The sequence below is a fragment of the Fodinibius sp. genome (genome assembly GCF_034521915.1).
Classification (GTDB): domain Bacteria; phylum Bacteroidota; class Rhodothermia; order Balneolales; family Balneolaceae; genus Fodinibius.
Genome location: NZ_JAXHLU010000010.1, coordinates 56776 through 82457, shown reverse-complemented (window position 1 = coordinate 82457; position 25682 = coordinate 56776). Strand labels below are relative to the sequence as shown.

Below are 25682 nucleotides of genomic sequence, written 5' to 3'. Positions count from 1 at the left end.
CCCTAATAATCAGTGTAAAACACAATGGTTTTACTTCTAAAGTTAAGTCCATGAATATATACACAGAATCTATGAAAAGATAAAAAGTTTGGGGTTGAGTGGGAATTATAAAATATTTAAGTGCTTCTTCGATAAGGAGGGGTATTCACAATTAACCAAAATATAATCAGGAGATTATTATGTTTGATCCAGAACTTTACCAATTTTCATTGGCCATTCCCGATCCGGCAGATGATACAACAGATGATGACGATGAAGATACAAGTAATGTCATATAAGTAAACCAGGGAATTATTTTTTAGCCATGTCTTTTCGGAGGCGTGGCTTTTTTATTGACCGATAAAAACAAACGGTGCCCAGTATTTAGGATGGGCATATTCAGCTTGATTGATCATCATTTGCTTGGCTTTTTGTAATGCTTTGGGCATGGCAACACCATCATGATGCCGGGCGTAAAAGTTACGCATTAATTGTGCTGTAGATCTGTCGCTTACCCTCCAAAGAGATACCAGCAAGTTTCGGGCTCCTGCATATAGGAAGGCGCGACTTAAACCTATGACACCCTCTCCTTTTTTAAGTTTACCCATGCCGGTGTTACAGGCGCTAAGCGTAACAAGGTCAGACTGTAGCTGTAGGTTATAAATCTCTGAGACATAGAGCATACCATCTTCCTGCTCGTCGGCCGGTGAAAAGAGTATTCCGGACTGTTCGGGCTGTTCCTCCTGCAGAAAGGCATGGGTAGCTAAGTGAATATACCGATACTGATTAAGAGACGCCTGTTTGAATGTTGATTCGGTGGCTTCTTCGTCGACAAATAAGTCAGCCTCATCTTTTTTTGATTTGAGAAAAGAAAAGAATCCATCGGGTCTGTTAAACAGCTTTTCCAAATATTGTGATTCTATTTTGTTAAAAAGAAGCGGAGAAATAGGACGACTACTCCCGGGGTAAACTTCCCGGCGTTGGGAAGCTGTAATATTTTTAAAGTCAGGTGCGAAAGCTGCAAGTGTTTTCTTTTTGGGAGATATTTTCTGATGGGCACGAAGTTCCAGGTACCCCACCGAAGGCGCATAACTTATATTATACTTATTGATCAGGTATGGCAGCTTATGGAATCGTTTCTTTTTAGTATCTGATATCGGCTGGGTAAGTAACGTTTCAAAAGGCAAATAGTGTAACGGACCCGAGGGGATGATGAGTAGGTTTTGGCCTGTAATATAATCTGTTATAGGATCAATAAGTTGTTGATATAGCCTATGACTTTGATTTGCAAAGGTATCCACCGAAGTGGTTTCGAGGATTGTATTTCGAAAATTGGAAATGGTTTTATCCAGCAGTGAGTCGGCGTTGATCTCCTGTATTTCAAAAGATTCCCTGCTGATTACAAGCGCATACAGAGATTCCTGCCCAAAGAAATACGAGACTAACGTTTGAGAGGGAGTTAAATGGTTTTGCTGTATTTCTGAAATTTTGGCAACAGGTGGTTTAAATTTCAGTCCATAATATTTGGGGTAGCTACTTTCCAGCTTTTGAATGTGATTTTGTAATGATTTCTGAGCATGAAAAAGAGAATCCTGCAGAGATATCCTTGTCAGGGAATCACCGGCCATTCCCCGAACTGTAAACCCCGAAAGCTGTTGTTGGAAATCTGTAATGGATGCGCGCAATTTGTTTTCTCGCTCAATAAGTGAGTCGGGAATCTGCGCAAATTTTTGATTATCAAGCTTCTGTATTTGCTCCAGCAGAATCTGGTTTCGGCTCTTCTGAGCAAAATGGAATAGGTGATGCTTATAGTCTGTATCCCCAGTTTGTTGAAGGAGAGTATGAGCAGTCTTGAATCCCTTCCGGTAGATATCAACCGTGCGCTCCCGAAGTAAAAATTTTGATCTGTCGCGGTCCAGCGATCGTTGAAGTTCATCGATAAAACCCACGGCCTGCAGGTAGGTTTGCAGGGATTGTTCGAGTTGTTTTGGGTTTCCATTTTGATTGCCTGCCTCGTAGAGCGCTTCCCCTTTAAATCGCAGAGTGTTAAGCAGCAGTTCGGGATAAACAACATTTTCGAGTGAGAGTTCTTGGAATGGAGTTTCTGATCTGTAATTAGTTAGAAGCACTTTCATCGCCTGACGGTAATAATTAAGTGCTTGTTGATAATTTCCCATTCCGGCATACGTTTTGCCGATTTTAGAGTAGGTGTCTCCAATAAAGGGATGATTGGGCGAAAGCATCCGACGATTGATATCGAGGTCTTGAAAGTAAAAATCGAGCGCTTTGTTATAAGCTTCTTTCTTTTCATAAGCCTGACCCAGATTGGCATAAACATTGGCCAGCTCAGGATGACCATCGGGGAAACGCTTTTGGTAGATATTTTTTGACTTTTGATAGTAGGTTATGGCTTTATCATACTGTTCGATATCTGAGTATGTGGCACCCAGATTCTGGTATCCGACAGCGACTTCAGGATGGTTAGATCCAAGTACTTTTTCTTTTATTTCCAATGATTTCTCAAGGTATTTGGCGGCCTGCTCCATCTCCCCCATTTGGGAATAGACGACTCCAATGTTGTTGTATCCGGCCGCAACCAGACGGTGGTTTTTTCCATGAAAAGAGGCCAACACATTGGTTGCATTCATCATGTATTCAAGTGCCCGCTGGTAATCACTTTGATAATAGTACACCAGTGACATATTGTTATATAGAATGGACAGTTCGGGATGGGGATCCGGAAGTCGATCCTTATCTATCTCAAGAGCAAGTCGAAAAAATTTAAGTGCTTGTTTATTTTGTCCCATTTTTTGATGGGCCGTACCGCGCCCGTTATAAATTCGGCTTAACAACGCTTGATCCTCAAGTCCACTGCGGTGATAGGTATTTTGGGCATCTGAAAATTGGGTAATAGCCTGCTTGTAGTTTCCCTCTGATGAATATACTTCTCCAATACCGGTATTCATTCGGACTCTAAATAATGTGCCATCCTCGACCGAATCTGCGAGTGCCAGCCCTTTTTGATACCAATCAAGTGCGGTTTGATACTCGGCTTTGGCCTCTGCTAAAACTCCCTTTTGATGATAATAGCGGAGCTTGAAAATATTATCGTCGGGAAAGTTTTTAGCAGATAACCCCCAGGCTTCTTCAAGAAATGTTGCAGCGGCCATAAGATCGTCTTGGTCGGCCTTATTTAGGCTGATCTGGAAAAACGCGTCGCGTTGTCCCTTTATGTCGGAATGCTCCTCAAAAAAATCAGCTGCCTGATGATAATAATGGGTAGAAGAGTCATAGCGGGCTGCATGTTGCAAAGAATCTCCCTTTTGCAAGAGGGGTTCACCGGCAGGACTATGCTTCATACGTTCTTGGCCCCATCCCAACAAAGGAGTTAGCAGTAGAATAAGAGATAAAAAAATGCCGCGATAAGCAGTCATTGCCGTTTTATACCAGCTATTCTAAAAGAATTGGCTAAAAAAGATCTTTCAGACAAAGGGTATCACTAAAAGTTGAAAAATAAAAATCAAGAAATTATACAGTGATACGAATACGCGATTTTTTGCAAAGGAAGCTTTTAGTCCTTAAACATGGAATTGACAAACAGCTCCCGATCAAATACTTGTAGGTCTTCGATCTCTTCGCCCACGCCAATATACTTCACGGGCACATCCAGTTCGTTTGATATGCCAATAACGATTCCACCTTTTGCGGTGCCATCCAGCTTGGTGAGCACAAGGCCGGTAATGTCTACAAAATCGGTAAAAGCTTTGGCTTGTTGCATCGCATTTTGTCCTGTGGATGCGTCTAGGACCAGCAGTACCTCATGGGGTGCCCCTTCGACCACTTTACCCATTACTCGTTTAATTTTTGCCAGCTCGTTCATTAGTGACTTTTTGTTGTGCAGACGTCCGGCGGTATCCACTAACGCAATATCGGCGTCTTTAGCCTTGGCCGATTCCACGGTGTCATAAGCAACGGCCGCGGGATCGGCATTTTGTCCCTGTTCAATGATGGGGACTCCGGCGCGTTCGCTCCATATTTTAAGCTGGTCAACGGCTGCTGCCCGAAATGTATCGGCGGCGCCCAGCATTACATTTTTGCCCGCCTTTTTATAAAGATGGGCCAGCTTGCCGATGGAGGTCGTTTTGCCAACTCCATTAACGCCTACTACCATTACAATGTGAGGCTTTTCGGGAAATTCAGCATCAAATGCAGCGGGTTTATCGGGCGAATGATCTTTGAGAAGTCCAATAATTTCTTCTCGCAGGATACGCTGCAGCTCATCACTGTTGAGATATTTGTCTTGAGCAACGCGAGCTTCAATGCGATCGATAATTTCGAGGGTGGTAGAAACACCTACGTCAGAGGTGATTAAGATCTCCTCCAGTTCATCGAGTACGGCGGCATCTACGGTATCTTTGCCGGCAATGGCCTTGCCGATCTTTTTCATGATGCCGGAGCGGCTTTTTTCAACCCCCTTTTCGACTTTCTCCTTTTTCTTGAGACCAATTTTTTCTAAAAAACCCATAATTATTCTTATAAATTTAAAGTAGATTGTCATTTCGAACGAAATCCGCTTGCTGCGGATGAAGTCGAGAAATCTTTTTTGCCCAGATCAGATTTCAGCATTTCGTTCTGTCTGTTAGATGCGACAGAACTCTATTCGAAATGACATCAAAATCAATAATAAATTCAGTTAAATTCCACTCCTTTGCGAATAAGATTGAAACGATAAAGATAATCAAAGAAGGAGTAAAACATAAGGGCTACCGAAGCACCCATAAGCATAAAATGTACCTCTATTTCCAGTGGAAAGAAAAAGGCGGCCATCCAGTATAGCCCCAATACATTAACGCTTATTTTGCCCGACATAACAGCCATGGCTACTTTGCCGCGCAGGTGCTGGATATATGCTGATCCGATTACAATGACGGCATCGCGACCGACTTCGAGCAGGAAAAACCAGAGCGGAATAATATCGATGTAGGTGGCATAAAGAAACAAGAAAAAAGCACAAAATTTGTCGGCAACAGGATCGAGAATTTTACCCCATTCCGAAACTTGGTTGGTCATTCGGGCAACAAAACCATCCAAATAATCAGATACAATACCGTATATTACAAGTGCAGTAATGAGCCAGGTAATTTGCTGGCCATTGGTGTAGTGCAGGTAAACAACGGGTACAACAATTAAAATGCGAGACAGTGAAATCAGGTTTGACCATGTAAACAGGTCCTGTTTAACGTCTATCTGTTTGTGATCTATGTTAAATGTTTCTGACAATGGAAACCTAATTGTTTGTTATAATTCGCGCCTATACCGTCTTGATTGAACAGTTAAAAGATACATAAAAAAAATTCTATGTACGATTCTGATAAACTTGTTGAACGTAGACTTAATTCTCAAAAAGTATTTAGCGGACGCCTGCTTCATGTTTATTTTGATGAAGTGGAGCTGCCTGACGGAACTACTTCAACTCGGGAATGGATTAAGCATCCCGGAGCCTCGGCGGTCGTGCCCATTTTTGAAAATGGAGACGTGATGATGGTTAAGCAGTTTCGATATCCGATGGCGCAGATTTTTTACGAAGTGCCCGCCGGTAAAATTGACCCCGATGAAGAAGCCGGCCCCACGGCTCGGCGCGAACTGCAGGAAGAAGCGGGGTTGACGTGTCAGCAATTTCAATATATCGGACATTATTATCCGGGTATCGGCTATTCCGATGAAATCATTCATCTTTATACCGCCTGGGATATCACCTCATTTGAGCAGCAGGTTGATGACGATGAGTTTTTAATTAAAGAGCGATTGCCCTTTCAAACAGCTGTAGAGATGGTGCATAATGGCGAAATATCAGATGGAAAAACAATGGTTGCTATTCTGCGTGCCTGGCACTGGTGGCAGCAAGAGGGGCCGTTTTCAGTGGAAAGTTAGCAGTTTTCAATGGATAAATGGTCTAGGTACCTGAGTCCTAATGGTCGGAATAGATGAGCGATGGAGTTTCGCAAAAAAGTCATTTTTCCCTCTGGGAAGGAGTAAAGGTCGCCGACGTTTCATAGCACGGCCTTCGCAGCCAAGTGCTTCGGCCTAGTAGGCGTTCAGCGACGAAGCGGTTGGTTATTCACGAATAAAGCTATTTTGTATACCTTCGATTCCTGCTAAGATACCCCGATGGCTCTATCTCAGATAGTTACCCACGGATGAATCCGTGGGCTAAAGTTTTTTTATAAAAGCTCACTTAAGTGAGCTTCGGGGGCACAATAGCCTGATGATTTATCTTTAGGCGTTGGGGATTTAAAGCTTAAAATTTTTTTGAATCGTTTCTGTTATAGGGAGCTTTGCAAAATGCTGTGTCACCTTGAATTTGGTTCAGGGTCTAAAATAAGAATCTCTTTAAAGGACGATAATTACAGATACTGATTCCGAAATCTTATCGGGATATCATGACATGATGGGATTTTGCAAAGTTCCCTATACATTATACCACCTCCGGGATAATTCGGATTAACTGATAATGTCCTCTTCAACAGCCAGTTCGTACAGCGATTTATGTAAGTTCGTATCCGTTATATCGCCGCGGTTGATTAGCTCCTCTACTTCATCGCCGCGCAACAGCAAGATGCAGCCCATTTCGTTGAGTACTTCGTCAAACTTTCGGGGATCGGCGTTGGAAAGCTTTTCCAGGTTTATCCCATCCGGGCTTTTGGTAGTATTTACTAAACAGTAAAAGGTATCTTCTTCGCTGTCATCGTCTCCGAATCCAAAAATTTCGAGTTTAGTATCGTCTTTTTTAAGCATAGCAGGTAGTCAGTTTAAAATAGTTTTTTACTGAGAAGCTTAACATAAGTCTCTTTTTGATAAATACCCATTGAGGGGATTGAGTGATCAACGAAAATTATTTGTGACGATCCAGGAAATCGCGCGCTTTGATGAGTTCCACGACTTCATCGGTTTCCCTGTCAAGAATGGCCACTTGAAACAGACTTATGATAGCCTGCTCTTCAATACATTCTATAGTCTCGTCGATCGTTTCACATTCTTCCTGCTCACTGACTAAATCGTTAATCCCCTTAACAACATAACGGTAATTCTTGGGTTTCTTTTTCTGGGGACTGGATCCACCCGGAGGATTCATTAAAATATTCCCGTAAAGCCTCTTCGGTTACATACCATTTAACACCCAGTTTGCGGGCGCGTATTTTCCCCTCCCTCAGATAGGCCCGGATCGTCATTTTACTGAGTCCCAGCTGTTCATGCAGGTCATCAACAGAATAAAGTGTAAGGTTGCCGATTTGTTTAGGCATAGAGCACAAAAAATATTAATTGTTTAGAATTACATGAGCATTGATTCCCTATGAAAGCTAATAACAATTATATAATGGATAAAGTTTATTTACTGTTAATTATATATTAGTTATATATTAATCTATAAATATCAGAAATACTTGTTCCGTATGGGGTAATTCCATTATATTGTAAACAGTTGATTGAAAAAGAGCTCTGCAAATGCGGGGCTCTTATTATTTTAACTCCATTCTCAGCACTATTTTCCTATTTCCATTCTTCAATTTTCTGCGTCTTCTATTTTCGGAATGAGGACTTTTGATCTGCGGTTATTACATTAAAGGTCTGAAGAATTTTGATCAGAGCATAAGATTATGGGATCAGATAAAACAGTACAAACATTATTACTTGAGCAGCTTGAGGGCAAAAATGCGCATGTTGATTTTAATCAAGCGGTGCAGGGATTAACCTTTAAGCAAGCGGGTATTCGTGTTGAGGATGTTCCCCACACGATCTGGGAGCTCATCGAGCATATTCGAATTGCACAGAATGACATCTTGGAGTTTTGCAAAAATCCCGACTATGAAGCGCTCGACTGGCCCGATGATTACTGGCCGGAAAAGTCGAAGCCTGATAATAGAGAACAGTTTGAGTCATCTGTGCAGGCGGTTCAAGACGGCATTGAAGAGATGCGCGCGATGATACGGGATTCCCAAAATAATGTACAACAGCCCTTTTCCTATGGCGACGGGCAGACATTGTTCCGAGAGGCCGTTCTTATAGTTGATCACAATGCATATCATATTGGTCAGATAGTGCTCATTCGACGTTTACTGGGTAGCTGGTAATTAATTGTTTTATTGACCATGAGAAAGATAAAAGTGAGTGTGGTATGAAAGAGATTATTCGTTTTTTGCGCGAAGCGCGGATGGGATATCTGCTTTTTACCTCTCTTATTATTATAGGGATTGTATTTGGTGCGTTTGAAATTATTGACCAAACCTTATTTAAGAATACGTCTCAAGATACCATGCAGTGGCTCTACTTTAGCCGAGGCGTTATTGTTTCTCTCTTTTTGATGGTTTGGGCCGCATGGACTGTGTACAATTACCGCGAGTATTACGAGGATCAGCTCGAAGCCACGAAAATGCGTTACAGTGATATCATTGAGCATTCGGCCGATGCCATTATTTCTATTGATCTGGATAATACCATAACCTCCTGGAATAGAGGAGCAGAGGATATGCTCGGTTGGCAGCGTGAAGAGATCCTTGGAAAAGAGATAACCGAAATAATCCCCGATGAACTTATTGAGATGCAGGAGCTGGAGTGCATTGAATTTGGGATGAAGTACAAAGGGAATGTCACCAATTATGAGACAGAACGACTAACAAAAACGGGTGAAAAGAAGCTGGTTAATTTGACGGAATCTTTTATTCTCAATAAAGACGATGAAATTGTGGGGCGCTCCCAGATTTTACGCGACTTGACGGATATAAAGATGAAAGAAGAACAGATCCAGCAATCTGAGCGGCTTGCCACGGTGGGACATATGGCTGCCGGCGTGGCTCACGAGGTCGGTAATCCGCTGACGGCAATCTCTTCACTTGTCCAGGTTTGCCAGCGAAAGACGGATGATGATTTTATTCAAGATCAACTAAAAAAAGTGCGTGACCATATCCAGCGCATCAATAAAATTGTACGCGACCTGGTTGACTTTTCGCGTCCTTCGAGTATGCAGGCCGAAAATGTGCAGATTAATGAAATTATCGAGTCGGCAGTAGGGTTACTTAAACACGATGCCCGCTGTCGCGATGTGGATTTTGAGATGAATCTTTTCCCCGGATTGCCACAGGTTTCCTGTGTGCCTGATCAAATTCATCAAGTATTAGTAAATCTTTTGTTGAATGCCGTTGATGCCATGAAGGACGAAGAAAATCCCAAGGTGACAATCGTAACCGAGGAACAGGATGGAATGGCAAAACTCACGGTATCGGATATTGGAAAAGGAATTAAAGAAAAACATAAATCTCGTATTTTTGAACCATTTTTTACAACGAAGGAAGTAGGAAGTGGAACCGGTTTGGGGCTTTCGGTCAGTCACGGTATTATCAACAAAATTGGCGGCTCGATTCAAGTGGAATCGGACTACGGGGAAGGAACAACATTTATTATCAATCTACCGACTAAAAGTTAATATATGAACGGATCGATTTTAATTGCAGACGATGAAGACAGCATCAGGGAATCACTGACCATAGTGCTGGAGGATGAAGGATATAACTGTACAGCGGTAAAAGACGGCAGTGAGGCTATTGATGCAATAGATAAGGCGAGCTATGATATAATTGTCACCGACTTAAAAATGCCGAAAGCCAACGGTATTGAAGTACTCGAATACGCCTTAAAGCATTCTTCGGATACGTTGACCATTATTATTACGGCTCATGGTACCATTGAAACTGCTATTCAGGCACTCCGCAAAGGGGCTGCAGATTATATTCTAAAGCCGCTGGAATTTGATGAAGTGCTCATCCGGATAAAAAACTTACTGGAACAGAAGAGTCTGGCGCAGGAAAATAAATATTTGCGGGAGCAGATCGATAAGGAGTATAACTTTAACCATATAATTGGTGAGAGTTCTGCCATGAAAAAAGTGTATAAAATGGTGGAGCGCGTTAGCCAAGCAACAAGCAACGTGTTGATTACCGGGCAAAGCGGTACAGGGAAGGAGTTGGTTGCGCGGGCTATACATTCCAATAGCGACCGATCTAACAAACCTTTTTTAGCTATTAATTGCGGCGCGATTCCCGAAAATCTGGTAGAGTCAGAGCTATTTGGTCATAAAAAAGGGTCCTTTACTGGAGCAAATGCTGATAAGGACGGTGTATTTGTAGCAGCACATGGCGGCACGGTCTTTTTGGATGAGGTAGCCGAGATTCCGCTAAATCTTCAAGTAAATTTACTGCGCGTTATCCAGGAGCGAGAGGTAAAGCCGGTGGGTTCCAATCAGATGGTATCGTTTGATACCCGGATTATTGCAGCGACGAATAAAGATATCCAGAAAGAGGTTGAAGAGGGCAATTTCAGGGACGACTTGTACTACCGGTTAAATGTGGTTGAAATTTCTCTTCCACTATTGGAGCAGCGGCGTGAAGATATACCGCTACTGGCCCATCATTTTTTACAGAAATACAATAAAGAACTTAAACGCAACCTCAAAGGGATTACCAGTGAGGCCATGGGTGCCATGATGGCCTATCAGTGGAAAGGTCAGGTACGCGAGCTTGAAAATGTAATTGAGCGGGCTGTGCTGTTAAGTGATGGTGATTTTCTAACGCTTGAAGACCTTCCGGCTTCATTTAAAGAATCATCAGATAGTGAAGACTTTCAAATGGATAGCGATAAGTTGGATGAGGCCATTCAGGTCTTTGAGAAACATCACATACAAAGCGTGTTAAAACGGACGGACGGGAATAAATCTGAGGCCGCACGCCTGCTGGGTATCGATCCCTCTACCCTGTACCGTAAAATGGAGCGGCTGGGCGTTGATGATTAGAGGGCTTTACAAAACACTTGATTAACTATTTTGTCTGTGTTGTATCTTCAAGCTGCACAATCACATCAAAGTGAACGCTCAGATCTTTACTGGCTTTGATAAGCCCCAGCATAGCTGTGGGACGTTCAATATTGTAAGTATCCATATGGATGTGCTTGGATCCTTTGACCTGAAACCTGTTCTCACTCAATAATTTTCCCTGCACCATAAAAGAAGTGGTATCCTGCACGCCTGCAATTTCCATAATACCTCTGGTATGAATGTTCATCCATCCTGTGGTATCACTATTATTCTCGGCCAGTTGGGCACTTAAAAGCTTGTAACTGATGTTGGGATAACTATTCGACTTAAGTGCCTCATACATGTCCTTGTCCATAGCACGTTTGCCACAACTAAGGGACTCGACCGGTAAGGAAACTGAAATCTCAATTTGCTCGTCGTCTTGGGTAATATTGTCCAGGGAGCTATTAGTATTGTTGACTTTACCCACTCCTGATAGGTTTTCGGCATTGCATTGGTAGCTTATCATGCCGGCTTCGCCTTCGATCCAAACTTTTCCTCCTTCTTCAATGATGACGTTATCCAAAAGATAAGATTGCGCCCCGCTTGGGGATATATTAGTAAGAATTATTAAAGGAGTTAGCAGCAGCATAGACTGCCATCTAACAAGTTCCAATATAGAGGAGGACATTAAAGATGTAGCGGGACGCATTAATGTGTCTTTATTGGGATTTAGCTACATAGATTTCAAAAGGTATTGTAACCACTTCTCCAGCTTTAATAGTTCCGAGCATGGCTGATGGTGGATCTACATTGTAATCTTTCATGTTGATTTCATATTCGCCGGTAAATTTAAACGAACCGTCATCTTGCTTGGTACCAGTAACGGGTAGCGAAATCTTTTTGCTTGTTCCGGCAATAGTCAGATTTCCTTCCACATTAAGCTCTATAGATGTCATAGCAGAGTCGGCGTTAATCAGCTCGGCAGAACTCATTTGGAACATTATGTTGGGGAAATCATCAGACTTAAGTGCATCGTAGGTTCTTCGGTTCATGCCTCCTTTCCCGCTCTCGATACTTTTAACCGGAATGGTGAGTGAAAGTGATTTCACTGGATTGCTTAAGGTATCCCCTTCTAATGCAGCTGTATTAAATTTAATGTACGAACTAAACTCTTCCACGTCGGATGTCCAGTCGTGTAGGGTAGAAGTTCCCTCAACTTGTATTGTGCTTTTCTCAAGTATTTCATAAGAATCAGACTGTGCCAGCACATTGCCTGATATAGCGAATAAAAAGATTAAAAAACTGGTAAATAAAGATTTCATAGTTGCCCCTTTTAACTGTGATTAATGGGTTATTGTAAATTGTCAGTAATTAATACTGCAACGATCGTTCCAAACTTTTATTTATGCTATCTTTTACTAAAAAAGAGTACTTAGATCTTACTATACCCACTTTTATTATGCTCAAAACAATATAGAAAGAATTCATGCATGTGTTTAAAACACATATACTTGCAGTAATGCAAAGTACCTTATTAACCTTCTTGCAGCATTGCAAACTGTTATGACAGGCTGCTATTTTGAAATATAATAACCCGTCTTTAAATGATTTAAAGGCTATAATTAATCAATTTGCCGTTGATAGCAAAAGTGGTCTTGTAATTGCATTACTAATAATGAATAACGTAGTAATGTCAACCACTTTGCTTTTCATGAAGCCTCATTCAATTCTTATTGTTGATCAACAAGAAGTAGTGCGTGACTCTTTGCAGCTTATCCTGAGCGAAGAGGGCTTTCGGTGTTATACATCATGTAACGCATCAAAAGCTCAAAAGGTATTGACAACCAAAACTATTGATTTGATCATCGTAGACAGCCAGCTACTCGACCGTAATGGATTATTCTCTTTTCTACAGGCAAGATATCCAGCGGTTAAGATAATTGTGATGAGCTCGTATGTTGAGATTGAGGTAACTCAAAAGGCGCTTATCGACGGAGCGCATGACTTTGTTATTAAGCCCCTTGATTTTAAAGAGCTGATCGACAAGATCAACTATCACCTCTCTCCCATCCGTCAATAACGAAAGTAAGTTGAGTCGAATTAACTTAGGTATGATAACTGTTCATATTTTTTCCCTGTAGTTATGTCGAACCCTACTACGCTAAAGTAGCTTGGCTACGTACCTATGCATTAAAGTGCTTCGGCACGCAGGTGTAGGCTGTGCGATGAAGCGTAAGTGACCGAAGATTTTTCAACACGATTGCCATATACTGAAAGGCTCCGCGCAGGCAGGCTGCATTATATTTCCCGCATGGGCGGGACAAGGGGTGATGAAAGTAGGGTTTTGAAAGGCCTCTTATAAAATCAACGGGTCCGAAAGTACTTTTTAAAGCTTTCCAACCCAACGCCTGAAGATGAATCATCAGGCTATTGTTCAAACCCAGAAAGCTCACTAAAGTGAGCTTTAATAGGGCTATTTTAGCCCACGGATTTATCCGCGGGTGATTCTTTGGTACTTGCTTTTATCCGCAGGTAAATATTAATGGCTCAATAGGCAACTATTTTGTTAATGATCGTTTGAAGAACGTTACATAGCTATTTCACAAACGAATACAAATAAAAAACGGTGTTGCCGTTTCACTGGCAACACCGCATCAGGGGATCGGAACTTAAGACTTAAGGATAAGTCTAGGCTCCTATGGTTAAATACTTGTTAGAAGCTAATTACGGCTTCGAGCATTACGCCGTTAAATTCGCCACCTTCATACTTGGTTCCGGCATAGCCGTCACCGCTGTATGATTGTGTTACATACTCAAGTTTAGCGAGAACGTTCTTGGTTAAGAACCAACCGCCGCCTATGTTGAATCGGGAAATTTCCTGATTGGTATCAGATCCGTCTACAAGGTTGTAGCGGGTTCCAAGATATACATCCTCTTCGGCTCCGAATCTGTAGAGCAGTTCAGCACCGTATTGGTTGTAAGAACGATCGCTGGATTCAGTAGCCAGCTGACCGGAAGTGGTTTCGAACAGTCCGAAGAATTCCAGTCCACCAAACTTAATGAAGGGGTTGATCATGATTGCAGACATTTCACCGGCAATCGGTCCATTCGGAGCAAATGAGGATACCGTGAATCCGGGGGCGAAACGTCCGCTCGTGAAACCGTCATCCATGACGTTGTAGTAGCGAGATCCAGCACGGTCTCCATGGTATAGATATTGATATACAGATTCACCACTGGTTAAATATGAACCTGTTAAGCGGTAACGAAGATTTTCGTTTACTTGCTTGTCAATACCCAGCTTGGTGTAAAATGTGACACTGGAATTTGACTTCATAGTGCTTTGGTTTAGCTTTCCATTGCTTAAGCCTAGCATACCAAAGAGGCCATTGCTGTGGATATAAACCTCACCGGAAACCTCCGTTGTAAAGGAGTCCATAATGTAGTTGCCTACGAATGGATTATGGATAGCAGCAGCGTTATCCGTTCGTCGGAAGTGAGCATCACCATAGTTTAATTCCATGTGTCCTACCTTGAATCGTAGATTTTCCATCAGGCCGGAAGCAAATCCTTCGCTGATGAAGTCAAGACGATCAACCTGTATATATCCACCCTTTACCCAAGCGTCTTCATGGTGCTGGGAGGATAGATATGTTCGCAAGTGCATGCGCAGGCCATTTGCAAGGGCTACGTCAAAATCTAAGTTAGAAGTAGCCAAGTTAAAATTGCTTTCTAATTCCGGAAGGGATCCCGCATCATTGTCATGGGAAATACCCTGGAATTGTAGCGTATTGGCGCCGCCAAGCCGGACATTTAGTCCGTCAAATTCGACGTCTGTTTCAAAGGGTGCCTCAAATTGGTTTAGCCCCGTTTGATCAGGATTGGTATAATATTGCATATCCCGATCGAATTGAGCAGAAGCAATTCCGACAGCCCCGAAGATTAAAAGTAATACCAAGCTTAACGACTTGGTTATGTGTTGTAACGTCTTCATAATAGAACCTCTGGTTAATTAATGATTGTGAAGATTTATAGTTGTTTGTTCATGTATAGTACCTGCAAGTTCTGTTCCAAAAGAGTATTTTAGTTCAATTTTATTTTAATTGATTTGTGAAATATCTGTTTAAATGATATGAAGGGCTAAAATAAGAAATATTTTTTTGGATTAAAGAGGAGTCCTAAAAGCAGAATATCAATCTATTGCATTATTGCATTAGGTTATGATGGGTATGCTTGCAGATGTGCATAAGGTTGAAAATATCTCTTTATTATTCATTATTGCAGGCTTCAAAACTAAAAACCTTAACATTAAACTATATTTTTATAAGTTTGTATACTTCAACCTTAATTAAAAGGATACATTATTATGTTTTCTAAGATAGGTCGTTATTTATATGCGTTGCCATTTGGAGTGTTTGGAATTCTGCACTTTGTAAATGCAGGACAAATGGCGGGAATGGTACCCCTTCCGGGAGGAGTATTCTGGGTGTACTTAACGGGATTGGCTATGCTGGCTGCCTGTGTGTCTCTGATTATTGGAAAGAAGGCACGATTAGCAGCAATATTGCTGGGTGTAATGTTGCTTGTTTTTGTGTTAGCTATACATCTGCCGGCTGTAGTTGGTGGTGAAATGCAATCCAGTATGCCCAGCCTGCTTAAAGATTTAGCATTGGCAGGTGGAGCTTGGTTTATTGCCGGCCAAACGGAAGCTGAAGTGACAGACGAGATTTAAAGTTAAACCACAACATATTGGTAGAAAAGACCCGCAATCTATAATTGCGGGTCTTTTTTTGTTAAATAAGTAGGAAGATATTTCATTTGAACACAGTAGTTAAGTTATATCCGGTTGATAATAAATCATTAAATAAGTAATGCAGTTATTAAATTTATTACCCCAGCTTGTGGTGTATTCATTTTGTTATTATCAGGTTTTTACATTTTAAAAACTGTTTTTACACCGTTATAACGGATATGTGAAACGAAAAGCCGGTAAAAAAGTATTTTAGAACTATAGTCTTTTGAAAAAGAAAATATTAATTGACAATAATTATTTAACAATCTTTTGATTTCATTTTTACTCAACCTAAATAGATGTCCCCAAAATTATTTTCTGATAAACTTAATATTCTTACTGAGTATCAGTCTTTATGCTCATGCTCAAACTGAGGAAAGACGAACTATATCAGCTCAACAAATCAAGGGTAGCCAAATAAACATAGACGGAAAGCTAACTGAGGATATTTGGGAAAAGACCTCTTATGCTACCGACTTTATTCAGCGGGAACCTAATGAAGGGGCAGAGGCTACCGAACAGACTAAAGTAGCTTTTGCCTATGATGATAAAGCGCTTTATATAGGCGCTCGAATGTATAGCCCCAAGCCTAAAAAGATTCAGGCCCAGCTTAGTCGCCGAGATAATACGGGTAATGCCGAGCGATTGGTTGTTTCTCTGGATGCCTATCTTGATCGGCGTACTGCTCGAAGTTTTGTTATTACAGCCTCAAGTGTCAGAGCCGATTATACTCAGCCTGAAGATGAAATGAATTTTCGGAGCAGAGATTATTCGTTTGATCCCGTCTGGACAGCTAAAAGTCATATTGATTCCCTAGGATGGACTGCTGAAATGCGAGTACCATTTTCCCAGTTACGATACAGCGAGAAAAAAAATCAGGTTTGGGGATTAAATATTAACAGGTTTTTACCGCATAAAAATGAGGATGTATATTGGGTTATGATTCCTCAAGATGAAACCGGATGGGCCTCTCGCTTTGGTTATTTGAAAGGCATAAGTGAGATCCCCAACGTTCAGCAAATTGAATTGATTCCCTATCTTGCTGGAAATATGTTTTTGGATGGTAATCCGAATCCGCAGGATCCCTTTAACGATAAGTATAATATGGAAGGGAGAATAGGTGGAGACTTTAAAATTGGGTTGGGATCAAACTTGAAGCTGGATGGTACCATTAATCCCGACTTTGGACAGGTTGAAGCTGATCCGGCTCAAGTAAACCTTTCAGCATTTGAAACATTCTTTGAGGAAAAACGTCCATTTTTTACCGAGAACCAGCAGCTATTTAGCGTGTTAGGTGGGGGTGGCCGGTCTGATAGATATTTTTATTCCCGCAGAATTGGGGCAGCTCCCTCATTGCGTCCGTCTGGCGATGATATTGATTTTGTGGATCAGACAGATAATACATCCATATTGGGTGCCTCTAAACTATCTGGTAGATTTCCTTCTGGATTATCCGTGGGAGGAATAGCAGCTGTAACGGCGCGAGAAGATGCAGAAGTATATAATGTGGATACTGATACCTTTAATGAAGTAAAGGTTGAACCACTCACGGGATATGGTGTGGTGAGGCTACAGCAAGAAATTGGAGAAAATGCATCGACCGCGGGTGTAGTATTAACTGGTGTAAGTCGTAATCTTGAAGAAGGCACGGAATTAGCAAAGATGCTTAATCGCTCGGCGCTAACGGGAGGAAGTGACTGGAATATTCGGTTCCAAGAGGGTAAATATGTGCTCTCTGGCGATGCGGGATTCAGTTATATTTCGGGCGAACCAGAAGCAATTATGAGAACTCAGCGTTCCAGCGCACGTTATCTTCAGCGGCCTGATGCTTCTCATCTTGATATAGATTCAACTAAGACTTCTCTTTCCGGATATCGGGGGAAACTGGAATTTTCAAAGAATAGCGGAGAGCATTGGCTCTGGGAAATTGAGACAAGTACTAAATCACCGGGATTTGATCTAAATGATGTCGGTATTTTATTTACTACTGATGAAATTACCACCGGAGCAGAGATAACATACAGGGAAAACACACCGAGCTCATGGTATCAGTCCTACCGCTTTGAGCTTAGCGGAAGTAGCAACTGGAACTATGGAGGTACTCTCCGGGAAAGGGAAATTGAATTGAGCACGCGTATTCAATGGAAAAACTTCTGGTTTAACTTTCTGAATATTGAATATAGTCCCAGAACATTTGATGATCGTCTGACAAGAGGTGGACCGTTAATGGGGTCACCGACAAGCTATGGTCTTAGAACAGGTATATTTACAAATAGAAGTGCCAATGTATTTGGTCAGGCTTTTATAAGTTATGATAGTGATGAATTTGGTGGTTGGGAATTGGGCATGCGTCCATCAGTTGAAGTTCGCACGGGTGGAAAATGGGAGCTTCAGCTTTCTCCTCGGTTTTCTCGAGAGACCAGCACCCGTCAGTACATAACTACTTTATCCGGAGGTAGAAGTGAAACATTCGGCAAGCGATATATATTCTCTAACATCGACCGCACGACACTATCACTGCAGACGAGACTCAATTATGCTTTTACGCCGGATTTAACTATCGAAATGTATGCTGAACCCTTTGTGGCCAGTGGTAATTATTATAAGCCGGGAGAATTGCCAAGTCCAAGGTCGTATCAATTAGATCATTATGATGTGCTAGGTAAGAATTCGAACGATGATTTTTTAGTTAGTGACGGTTCTTCCCAGTTTACGGTTCCTGATAATGATTTTCTTGTTAAATCATTCAGAAGTAGTATTGTATTACGTTATCAATGGCGGCCTGGAAGTACCTTCTTTCTGGTATGGCAGCAAAATCGTTTTGCGAGGACACAAGAAAATCGATTTGTAGAACTGGGAGATCTTGTGAATGCGCTCGGTGAAACCGGGGATAATCTATTTGCAATCAAGTTTACGTACTGGTTTTCGGCCAATTAGAAATGAGATGTTATCATTCGTGTGTGATATTGAATATAATCTAACCGGTTTTCTCTATTCCCATTTACAATTATAATTGTTTTGAGTTGATCGAGGCAGAATTTTTTTCGCCAATGAATTAGATGTAAGTTTTCATGGATACGATTACACAAATTACGCTTGGTGCAGCGGTTGGGGAAGCTCTGCTGGGAAAGAAGATCGGCAATAAGGCCGCTTTGTGGGGTGCGGCATTTGGCGTACTGCCCGACCTCGATGTTCTCGCTTCACCTTTTGTATCAGAAGTACAGGCCTTGGCTATTCATCGCGGCATCACGCATTCGCTATTTTTCTGTGTTGTGGCTGCCCCTTTATTTGGATGGCTGTTGCAGCGTTATCAAAAGAATGATGCCACATGGAGAGACTGGTCGTGGCTGGTTTTTTGGGTTTTTCTCACCCATATTTTTATTGATGTCTGCACGAGCTACGGCACCCAGGTTTTTCAGCCATTTAGTAACTACTCTCTCAGCTTTAATTCCATTTTTATTATTGATCCCTTTTATACTCTGCCATTGTTAGCCGGGATTGGGATCGCCCTATTTTTAAACAGGCAATCACAACATCGCAGATGGGCAAACTGGTTGGGTATTGGGATAAGTTCCCTGTACCTGTTGCTGGGTTTTGGGGTTAAATTTCATATAAATAATGTGTTTGAGTACAATTTTAATCGGCAGCAGATTAGCCCCGAGCGATATATGACAACCCCATCTCCTTTGAATATTCTTCTGTGGACGGGTTATGCTGAGGCCAATGACACGCTTTATGCCGGATTGTATTCTATTTTTGATGAAGATGATAAAATCGATTTCCAGTCAGTTCCTCAAAATGGGGAGCTGTTGCAGCCGTATCGAAATCAGCTTCCTGTGGAGCGACTTATTTGGTTTTCTCGTGGATACTATGCTGCAGAGAAAAAGCCCGAAGGCCTCATTGTTCACGACCTGCGATTTGGTCGATCAGACTTATGGCTTACCGAACAGTCAGCGCCCTATGTTTGGAATTACAGACTGGAATTTAATGGCGATTCGACCAAGGTTACGGGTTTCAAGCAATATGAGCCCAGTTTTGATATGCGAGCTGAAATGTGGGACCGATTACTCAATCGCGTAATTGGAAACTAAAAATTCAATTTGTTTGTGTACTGTCGTTCGGTACAAAATCCAACACAATTGAGTTCATGCAGTAGCGCTTGCCGGTTGGAGGGGGCCCGTCGTTAAAGATATGACCGAGATGCGAGTTACAGCGTCCGCAAAGCACTTCCGTGCGCTGCATGCCAAATGAATTGTCCGGTTTAAATTTAACGCTGTTTAGTCCAACCGGTTCAAAAAAGCTGGGCCAGCCGCAGTGACTCATATATTTTGCTTCCGATTCAAAAAGTTTGTTGCCACAAACTGCGCAATGATAAGTACCTTTGCCTTCGTAATCCCAATACTTGCCCGAATATTCTCGCTCGGTTCCTTTTTCACGGGCAATGTGATAGACTTTGGGTTTGAGAACTTTTTTCCAAACCGAATCAGGGAGGTTTAGTTTTGCCGTATCAGTGCGGGAATAATAGGGATTATGAGGTTTGATCTCCGAACTGCTTTTAGCTACCTCAGGATTAGTAGTGCGGTTATTTTCTTGCTGCGCCTGACAGCTTATAATGGGAAGGAAGAAAATGATTAATAGAACTGATAAAAATCTCATAAGGTCACGGGAACTAAGTTTTTTGTTATGTAGAAATAACATCAGAGGCTAATAGATCATTCGTAATACAAAAAACTGGCGCATGCCTGAGGGCCTGCGCCAGTTAATTACCTCAAATAAAACCTCATTTACTATTCAATGTATTAACTATGATTCTTCATTATCTGATTCATTTGAGTCATCGCTAATTTGCGGTGGCACATCTACGCCCGACATATTTTTGAATACCTCGAGCATTTCCATAGGTAACGGTAAGAAAGCAAAGGTGGTATTTTCTTCGCTGATGTCGCTCATCGTTTGCAGGAAACGAAGTTGTAGTGCTATTGGGGCTTCTCTCATCATGGTGGCTGCTTCGACTAATCGTTCAGCGGCCTGGAATTCACCTTCAGCGTTAATTACTTTCGCACGACGATCTCGCTCGGTTTCAGCCTGACGTGCCATAGCACGCTTCATATTCTCGGGAAGTACTACATCGCGTACTTCTACAGAAACCACCTTGATACCCCATGGATCGGTCTGTCGGTCAATAATTTCCTGGATGTTTTTATTTACTTTATCGCGCTCGGCCAGCAGCTCGTCGAGTTCCACCTGTCCTACAATACTGCGCAAGGTTGTTTGGGCTAACATCGATGTGGCGTGGATATATTTCTCTACCTGTATGGTTGCCGCTTCGGCGTCGATAACGCGGAAAAAGGTAATAGCATCAACGTGTACCGTTACGTTATCTTTGGTGATAACCTCCTGTCGATCTACGTTGATTGTTAACACTCGCAGGTCAACGCGCTCAATTTTATCGATAAAGGGAATCAGCATGATAAGTCCCGGTCCCTTGGTCTTATGAAATTTACCGAGTCGAAACACAACAGCACGTTCATATTCCCGAAGGATCTTAAAAATCTGAGGCAGCAGTATTGCTGTTAACACAGCAATAGTGATGATCCACGTTATTAAATCAAAAAATTGGTTCGAACTTTCCATAAGCTTCTTTTTTAGGGATTAGTAATGGCTGTTAAAATTTGCTATACGTTATTTGTATCTGATGTTTCTGATAGTGGCCTTACTTTCATTTTAAGTCCTTCAATCTCGGTAATTTCGCAAAATTCACCTTCTTCAATAGTACTTCCGTCGCTAATGGCATCCCAGTATTCACCGTTCACAAAAACCTTTCCGTGACTGTTGTCAATCTTGTCAACAACTTCGGCCTGTTTGCCGATCATTGAGCTAATACCGGTTTTGCTGTCCGTGAATTGAGCTCGAATTCCTTCGGTTACAATCCAGACAAAAAAGAGCGCCGTTAATATGGTGGCCGGGAACAAGCCAGGCCCATGAAAGCTCCATCGATTCGGGTAAATCTTGGAAAAGCATAAGTGCTCCGAGGAAGAAAGATACGGACCCCCCTGCAATGAGTAATCCAAAGGTGGGGGTAAAAGCTTCAGCGACAAATAAAATGATGGCTAGACCAATTAGCGCAAAACCTGCAATATTGATTGGCATGGCTGCAGAGGCATAAAGTACCAACACCAAGGCAATAACACCGGCTACACCGGGCACGATGGCCCCCGGATTTGTTACCTCACCAATAATTCCATAGATGGCAATCATCGTTAAAATAAGCATCACCTCGGGTCGCATGATAAAACCGAGGAATTGTTCGGCAAAATTCGTTGGCACTTCTTTAATGGTTGCGTTATTTGTAATCAGCGTATCGCCATTGAATGTGCGTCCATCAATTTTTTGTAAAAGTTCCTCCGTATCAGAGGCGATTAGGTCGATCACATTTAACTCGAGTGCTTCTTCAGCGGTAATCGACTCTCCATCTCGAACCGCTGACCGTGCCCATTCCGCATTGCGGTCGCGCCTGTTGGCGATGCTCTCAATAAAACTCTCGGAGTAATTAAAAATCTTTTTCTGCATTACAGAGTCGGATTGTCCGCCTCCCATCTGTACGGGAGATGCGGCTCCTATGGTAGTAGTGGGAGCCATTGCTGCAATATGGGCGGCCATCGTGATAAACGTTCCGGCGCTGGCCGCACGAGCTCCTTCGGGGGCAACATATACGATAATGGGTAAATCATCGGATTGAAGGAAGGACTGCACGATATTTTTTGTGGATTCCAACAGCCCGCCGGGAGTATCCAGCTGAATAATAAGGGCTTCGGAACCCTGTTCGCTGGCGGTCTTTATTCCCCTGTTGATGTAGTTGGTTGTAGTAGGAGAAATGGCTCCCTCTACAGAAATCATTGTTACTACCGGTTGGGAGTTTGATTGTTGAACAGAATCGGTTACGGTTGTATCAGGCTGAACTGAAGTACCGCCCGTGAAGAAAGTAAGTAATGTGATAATGATTAGCTGTTTCATACTGTAAAGGTATCAAAAAGGAAATTGGAAACAACATCGGAAAACAATTTATAACTATGTTCAAAAATAAGTAACCCATATTCAAACGAATTTTGGTTTGCCTAAAAATATTTGTTGAGACAGGCGGTATATTTCCGTTTTGACATTTGATGAGGCTAACCTTCCGATTAATATGCTTGCTCTTCACAAAAGTAACAGTTAGGTTCAGGTAACCATCCTAACTAACTATTTAGTTCTATGAGTAAGCAGTCTAAAAATACCCGCCAAGAAATTATTGAGGCAGCTCGGAATGAGTTTTTAACGCATGGGTTTGAGGGAACACGTCTCCATAATATTGCCGATCATATTGGAGTAACCAAGGCGATGATACACTATTATTTTAATACTAAAAAAGAACTTTTCGAGCATGTATATAAACAATCGGTGCAGGTGATTTTTGAGGATCTGAATGATGTTCTTTCGAAAGATGTACCCTTATTTAAAAAAATAGAGTTGTTGATCGAAAACAGTTTGGAAAAAGCAGATGAAAGTCCGAGGGTTTTGGCGTTTGTGATTACGGAAATCAGTAGAAAGCCAGACTGGCTGCAGCCTATTTTTGAGGATCAGGTATCACTGCAGGTTACAACATTTGAAGAAGAGCTAAGCGGCGCTGCGGCAAATTATGAAATAGCTTCTGTCAGCGTACAGGATTTACTTATGAATATTTTTTCGCTTTGTTACTATCCTGTTGTTGCGGGTCCGATACACGAGTCGTTATTTGGTATCGAGAATGCTGCATCAGAAAAAGGATTTTCACAGAAAAGGAAGGGAGTAATTTTGGATACAATTCTAAACTGGCTGACGGCCTAAGATGCTGTTCTGCCCATCAAAAAATTAATACACTCTAACCGACATTTATACATAGGTTTATGTATTTTTATATTTCAAAATGCCCTGTAGGGTAAGGCTCGGCCTGATACCTCAGAATGCAATTTAATACGGCTATCATGGGAGCACAAACAACGCGTTTGCTTGCAGCTGTTATGTTTACCGACATTGTCGGTTATACAGCTATGATGCAGGAAGACGAAGATAATGCTAATAGACAAAAGGAACGGCATCGCCAGGTGCTGAACGAGAGAGCTACAGCATTTGATGGCAAAATACTTCACTACTACGGCGACGGAGCACTTACTATTTTTAACAGTGCTTATAATGCTGTTATGTGTGGCATTAAAATTCAGAACGACATAGCCAATCCGTATTTGCCGCTTCGTATTGGGATACATGTGGGTGATATCGCTTACAATGATGAAGATGTATATGGCGATGCCGTAAATATTGCCTCTCGATTGGAACCTCTCGGAATTTCCGGAGGCATATTGATTTCTGAGAAGGTTCAGAATGAAATTAGCAATCATCGTGATATAAAAACAAAGGAGCTTGGCACCTTTGAACTGAAGAATGTTAAATATCCCCTTTCGATTTTTGCCGTTACGAATGACGGAATTAACGTACCAACGGTTCGTGACGTAAAAGCCAAAAGCGGTAGGGTTAAAAACCGATTGGCTGTGTTGCCATTTGTAAATATGAGTAGTGAGAGGGGCTTTGAGTATTTTGGTGACGGGCTTACCGAGGAAATTATTAACGGGTTAACCAAGATGAAGGGCATCGATGTAACCTCCCGAACTTCGGCATTTGCGTATAAGGGGCAAAATATAGATATACGAACTATTGGCGAAGACCTAATGGTAAGTCACATCCTTGAGGGAAGCGTACGGAAAAATCAAGATAAGATTCGTGTTACGGCACAGCTTATTGAAACCGGGGGTGGGTTTCATTTATGGTCAGAAACGTATGAACGCCATTTGAAGGATATTTTTGAAATACAGGATGGTATTTCTCAAGAGATATTAGAGAAAGTTCAAAAAGGGTTTGAAGGTGAGGAGTCAAGACCCAAGCCAAAGGCAAAAAAATCCCGTAATAAAAAGGGAGCTTACGAACGCTATTTGGAAGGTCGTTTTGAGTTGCAAAAGCATTCGCTCACCTCGGTTCGAAAAGCAATGAAGTGTTTTAATCAGGCAATTGAGAAAGATTCTTCGCATCTAAAATCGAGCATTGGATTGGCCCAATGCTACATGTTTTTGGGTATTTACGGCCAGATGCAACCCCGCCGTGCTTATAAAAAGGCCGAAGAAAACATTGATGCCGTTTTAACTTTAGATGATCAATTTGCAACAGCAGTAGCTCTAAGCGGAATGATAGAACTATTATTGAGGCAAGATTATGAAAAGGCAAAATTCTTGCTGAACAGGGCATATGAAATCGATCCAAGCAATCCGGAAGTATGCTATAATTATTTTCGTTTTTTGAATATGATCGGTGAAAATGAAACTGCTCTTTCCTGGATGGAGCGGACGCTAGAGCTGGAGCCTACCAATCTTCTTTATAATGCCGAACTGGGCAGAGCCTATTACAATTTAAATAAGTTTTCGAATGCGCTGGAGCAGTATAATTATACGCTGGAGTTGGATTCGTCATTTCTGGCAGCACTGGAAGGGAAGGGCTGGACCCTCGTTGCTATGCAAAAGTTAAAAAAGGCGCACAAAGAATTTGAAGTATTACAAAATTTAGTATCCCGGGAGCAAAAAAATATCCCCCATCTGGTTTACACATCCGCCCGGCTTGGCCTGGATGATGCGGCAGATCATTTTATAGATGCGTTGCAAATCGGTGATGCAGATGACTCATATATGGCATCCTCACTTGATATTGCCATGGCCTATTTGGGAATGGAAAAGTACGATGAGGTCTTCTTTCACCTGCAACGAGCGGCCGAAGATAAAGTTGGAGAAATATATTTTATATTTTCTGATCCTTTGTGGGATGAAATAAAGGAAGATTCGCGATACAGCGACTTATTGGAACAACTGAAGTTAACAGAAATACCCCAAGGGTCTTTCTTTGAGCCGGCAAATTAACTCTTGTTGAGCATATCTCCCTGCATAGGGAAGCACCTCGGTTAGCGTGTACGAGTAGCTCCGTCATATTGAAAAGAATTGCTTAATGTTTATG

General features: G+C 41.9%; 23 protein-coding genes. 10 read left to right on the top strand and 13 right to left on the bottom strand.

Going from position 1 to position 25682, the window contains the following annotated elements; translation table 11 throughout:
* Window positions 1-329 precede the first annotated feature (329 nt).
* From U5J89_RS07365 to U5J89_RS07355, 3 genes are all read right to left on the bottom strand, one after another.
* Complete coding sequence (locus U5J89_RS07365) at window positions 330-3413, bottom strand: CHAT domain-containing protein (protein WP_322574963.1); 3084 nt, start codon at window positions 3411-3413, stop codon at window positions 330-332.
* A 137-nt stretch (window positions 3414-3550) separates the two neighbouring features.
* Entirely contained in the window at window positions 3551-4504 is a 954-nt protein-coding gene (gene ftsY / locus U5J89_RS07360) for a signal recognition particle-docking protein FtsY (RefSeq protein WP_322574962.1), read from the bottom strand.
* 164 nt (window positions 4505-4668) lie between these two features.
* Entirely contained in the window at window positions 4669-5259 is a 591-nt protein-coding gene (locus U5J89_RS07355) for a CDP-alcohol phosphatidyltransferase family protein (RefSeq protein WP_322574961.1), read from the bottom strand.
* A gap of 78 nt (window positions 5260-5337) precedes the next feature.
* Between U5J89_RS07355 and U5J89_RS07350 the strand changes: the two genes are divergently transcribed.
* A complete protein-coding gene (locus tag U5J89_RS07350; protein ID WP_322574960.1) occupies window positions 5338-5910 on the top strand; it encodes an NUDIX hydrolase in 573 nt (190 codons plus the stop codon).
* Between the two features lie 570 nt (window positions 5911-6480).
* Here U5J89_RS07350 and U5J89_RS07345 read toward each other — a convergent pair.
* From U5J89_RS07345 to U5J89_RS07335, 3 genes are all read right to left on the bottom strand, one after another.
* Entirely contained in the window at window positions 6481-6774 is a 294-nt protein-coding gene (locus U5J89_RS07345; RefSeq protein WP_322574959.1) for a hypothetical protein, read from the bottom strand.
* A 97-nt stretch (window positions 6775-6871) separates the two neighbouring features.
* Window positions 6872-7111, bottom strand: coding sequence for a hypothetical protein (locus U5J89_RS07340; RefSeq protein ID WP_322574958.1), 240 nt, complete (start codon window positions 7109-7111; stop codon window positions 6872-6874).
* Window positions 7047-7280 carry a helix-turn-helix domain-containing protein gene (locus U5J89_RS07335; RefSeq protein WP_322574957.1) on the bottom strand — a complete coding sequence of 78 codons (234 nt, stop codon included), beginning with the start codon at window positions 7278-7280 and terminating at the stop codon, window positions 7047-7049. Before U5J89_RS07335 ends, U5J89_RS07340 begins: the two co-directional genes overlap by 65 nt.
* A 354-nt stretch (window positions 7281-7634) precedes the next feature.
* Here U5J89_RS07335 and U5J89_RS07330 point away from each other — a divergent pair, with 354 nt between their 5' ends.
* From U5J89_RS07330 to U5J89_RS07320, 3 genes are read left to right on the top strand one after another with little or no spacing between them, the layout of a single operon-like run.
* Window positions 7635-8108 carry a DinB family protein gene (locus U5J89_RS07330; protein WP_322574956.1) on the top strand — a complete coding sequence of 158 codons (474 nt, stop codon included), beginning with the start codon at window positions 7635-7637 and terminating at the stop codon, window positions 8106-8108.
* A gap of 44 nt (window positions 8109-8152) precedes the next feature.
* Window positions 8153-9457 (top strand): two-component system sensor histidine kinase NtrB, encoded by a 1305-nt coding sequence (locus U5J89_RS07325; protein WP_322574955.1) that lies wholly within the window; start codon window positions 8153-8155, stop codon window positions 9455-9457.
* A gap of 3 nt (window positions 9458-9460) precedes the next feature.
* On the top strand, window positions 9461-10819 hold the full coding sequence (locus U5J89_RS07320) for a sigma-54 dependent transcriptional regulator (protein ID WP_322574954.1): 1359 nt from the start codon (window positions 9461-9463) through the stop codon (window positions 10817-10819).
* A 25-nt stretch (window positions 10820-10844) separates the two neighbouring features.
* On the opposite strand, the gene U5J89_RS07315 is transcribed toward U5J89_RS07320, so the two are convergent.
* Window positions 10845-11405, bottom strand: coding sequence for a YceI family protein (locus tag U5J89_RS07315; RefSeq protein ID WP_322574953.1), 561 nt, complete (start codon window positions 11403-11405; stop codon window positions 10845-10847).
* Window positions 11406-11541: 136 nt separating this feature from the next.
* Window positions 11542-12144, bottom strand: coding sequence for a YceI family protein (locus tag U5J89_RS07310; protein ID WP_322574952.1), 603 nt, complete (start codon window positions 12142-12144; stop codon window positions 11542-11544).
* Between the two features lie 389 nt (window positions 12145-12533).
* On the opposite strand from U5J89_RS07310, the gene U5J89_RS07305 reads away from it, so the two are divergent.
* The gene (locus U5J89_RS07305; protein WP_322574951.1) at window positions 12534-12902 is read left to right on the top strand and encodes a response regulator; all 369 of its coding nucleotides are present in this window, start codon (window positions 12534-12536) and stop codon (window positions 12900-12902) included.
* 633 nt (window positions 12903-13535) lie between these two features.
* Here U5J89_RS07305 and U5J89_RS07300 read toward each other — a convergent pair.
* The gene (locus tag U5J89_RS07300) at window positions 13536-14816 is read right to left on the bottom strand and encodes a hypothetical protein (RefSeq protein ID WP_322574950.1); all 1281 of its coding nucleotides are present in this window, start codon (window positions 14814-14816) and stop codon (window positions 13536-13538) included.
* A gap of 372 nt (window positions 14817-15188) precedes the next feature.
* Here U5J89_RS07300 and U5J89_RS07295 point away from each other — a divergent pair, with 372 nt between their 5' ends.
* From U5J89_RS07295 to U5J89_RS07285, 3 genes are all read left to right on the top strand, one after another.
* Complete coding sequence (locus U5J89_RS07295; RefSeq protein WP_322574949.1) at window positions 15189-15554, top strand: DoxX family protein; 366 nt, start codon at window positions 15189-15191, stop codon at window positions 15552-15554.
* Between the two features lie 330 nt (window positions 15555-15884).
* Window positions 15885-18551 carry a DUF5916 domain-containing protein gene (locus U5J89_RS07290; RefSeq protein WP_322574948.1) on the top strand — a complete coding sequence of 889 codons (2667 nt, stop codon included), beginning with the start codon at window positions 15885-15887 and terminating at the stop codon, window positions 18549-18551.
* Between the two features lie 134 nt (window positions 18552-18685).
* Complete coding sequence (locus U5J89_RS07285; RefSeq protein ID WP_322574947.1) at window positions 18686-19705, top strand: metal-dependent hydrolase; 1020 nt, start codon at window positions 18686-18688, stop codon at window positions 19703-19705.
* A gap of 4 nt (window positions 19706-19709) precedes the next feature.
* Here U5J89_RS07285 and msrB read toward each other — a convergent pair whose 3' ends face one another.
* The 4 genes from msrB to U5J89_RS07265 all read right to left on the bottom strand — a co-directional run bounded on the left by msrB (window position 19710) and on the right by U5J89_RS07265 (window position 22628).
* A complete protein-coding gene (gene msrB, locus U5J89_RS07280; RefSeq protein ID WP_322574946.1) occupies window positions 19710-20270 on the bottom strand; it encodes a peptide-methionine (R)-S-oxide reductase MsrB in 561 nt (186 codons plus the stop codon).
* A 147-nt stretch (window positions 20271-20417) separates the two neighbouring features.
* Window positions 20418-21248: a slipin family protein gene (locus U5J89_RS07275; RefSeq protein ID WP_322574945.1), complete on the bottom strand. Its 831-nt coding sequence runs from the start codon at window positions 21246-21248 to the stop codon at window positions 20418-20420.
* 41 nt (window positions 21249-21289) lie between these two features.
* Window positions 21290-21586, bottom strand: a complete 297-nt coding sequence (locus U5J89_RS07270; protein WP_322574944.1) for an NfeD family protein — start codon at window positions 21584-21586, stop codon at window positions 21290-21292.
* Window positions 21492-22628, bottom strand: a complete 1137-nt coding sequence (locus U5J89_RS07265; protein ID WP_322574943.1) for a nodulation protein NfeD — start codon at window positions 22626-22628, stop codon at window positions 21492-21494. Before U5J89_RS07265 ends, U5J89_RS07270 begins: the two co-directional genes overlap by 95 nt.
* Before the next feature lie 237 nt (window positions 22629-22865).
* Between U5J89_RS07265 and U5J89_RS07260 the strand changes: the two genes are divergently transcribed.
* Entirely contained in the window at window positions 22866-23477 is a 612-nt protein-coding gene (locus U5J89_RS07260) for a TetR/AcrR family transcriptional regulator (protein WP_322574942.1), read from the top strand.
* A gap of 137 nt (window positions 23478-23614) precedes the next feature.
* On the top strand, window positions 23615-25588 hold the full coding sequence (locus U5J89_RS07255; RefSeq protein WP_322574941.1) for an adenylate/guanylate cyclase domain-containing protein: 1974 nt from the start codon (window positions 23615-23617) through the stop codon (window positions 25586-25588).
* Window positions 25589-25682: the final 94 nt, after the last annotated feature.

Excerpts from the sequence above, each read along its gene's own strand:
- U5J89_RS07365 (WP_322574963.1), bottom strand. The coding sequence starts at position 3,413 with ATGACTGCTTATCGCGGCATTTTTTTATCTCTTATTCTACTGCTAACT.
- ftsY (WP_322574962.1), bottom strand. The coding sequence starts at position 4,504 with ATGGGTTTTTTAGAAAAAATTGGTCTCAAGAAAAAGGAGAAAGTCGAA.
- U5J89_RS07350 (WP_322574960.1), top strand. The coding sequence starts at position 5,338 with ATGTACGATTCTGATAAACTTGTTGAACGTAGACTTAATTCTCAAAAA.
- U5J89_RS07345 (WP_322574959.1), bottom strand. The coding sequence starts at position 6,774 with ATGCTTAAAAAAGACGATACTAAACTCGAAATTTTTGGATTCGGAGAC.
- U5J89_RS07340 (WP_322574958.1), bottom strand. The coding sequence starts at position 7,111 with ATGAATCCTCCGGGTGGATCCAGTCCCCAGAAAAAGAAACCCAAGAAT.
- U5J89_RS07335 (WP_322574957.1), bottom strand. The coding sequence starts at position 7,280 with ATGCCTAAACAAATCGGCAACCTTACACTTTATTCTGTTGATGACCTG.
- U5J89_RS07330 (WP_322574956.1), top strand. The coding sequence starts at position 7,635 with ATGGGATCAGATAAAACAGTACAAACATTATTACTTGAGCAGCTTGAG.
- U5J89_RS07325 (WP_322574955.1), top strand. The coding sequence starts at position 8,153 with ATGAAAGAGATTATTCGTTTTTTGCGCGAAGCGCGGATGGGATATCTG.
- U5J89_RS07320 (WP_322574954.1), top strand. The coding sequence starts at position 9,461 with ATGAACGGATCGATTTTAATTGCAGACGATGAAGACAGCATCAGGGAA.
- U5J89_RS07310 (WP_322574952.1), bottom strand. The coding sequence starts at position 12,144 with ATGAAATCTTTATTTACCAGTTTTTTAATCTTTTTATTCGCTATATCA.
- U5J89_RS07305 (WP_322574951.1), top strand. The coding sequence starts at position 12,534 with ATGAAGCCTCATTCAATTCTTATTGTTGATCAACAAGAAGTAGTGCGT.
- U5J89_RS07300 (WP_322574950.1), bottom strand. The coding sequence starts at position 14,816 with ATGAAGACGTTACAACACATAACCAAGTCGTTAAGCTTGGTATTACTT.
- U5J89_RS07295 (WP_322574949.1), top strand. The coding sequence starts at position 15,189 with ATGTTTTCTAAGATAGGTCGTTATTTATATGCGTTGCCATTTGGAGTG.
- U5J89_RS07285 (WP_322574947.1), top strand. The coding sequence starts at position 18,686 with ATGGATACGATTACACAAATTACGCTTGGTGCAGCGGTTGGGGAAGCT.
- msrB (WP_322574946.1), bottom strand. The coding sequence starts at position 20,270 with ATGAGATTTTTATCAGTTCTATTAATCATTTTCTTCCTTCCCATTATA.
- U5J89_RS07275 (WP_322574945.1), bottom strand. The coding sequence starts at position 21,248 with ATGGAAAGTTCGAACCAATTTTTTGATTTAATAACGTGGATCATCACT.
- U5J89_RS07265 (WP_322574943.1), bottom strand. The coding sequence starts at position 22,628 with ATGAAACAGCTAATCATTATCACATTACTTACTTTCTTCACGGGCGGT.
- U5J89_RS07260 (WP_322574942.1), top strand. The coding sequence starts at position 22,866 with ATGAGTAAGCAGTCTAAAAATACCCGCCAAGAAATTATTGAGGCAGCT.
- U5J89_RS07255 (WP_322574941.1), top strand. The coding sequence starts at position 23,615 with ATGGGAGCACAAACAACGCGTTTGCTTGCAGCTGTTATGTTTACCGAC.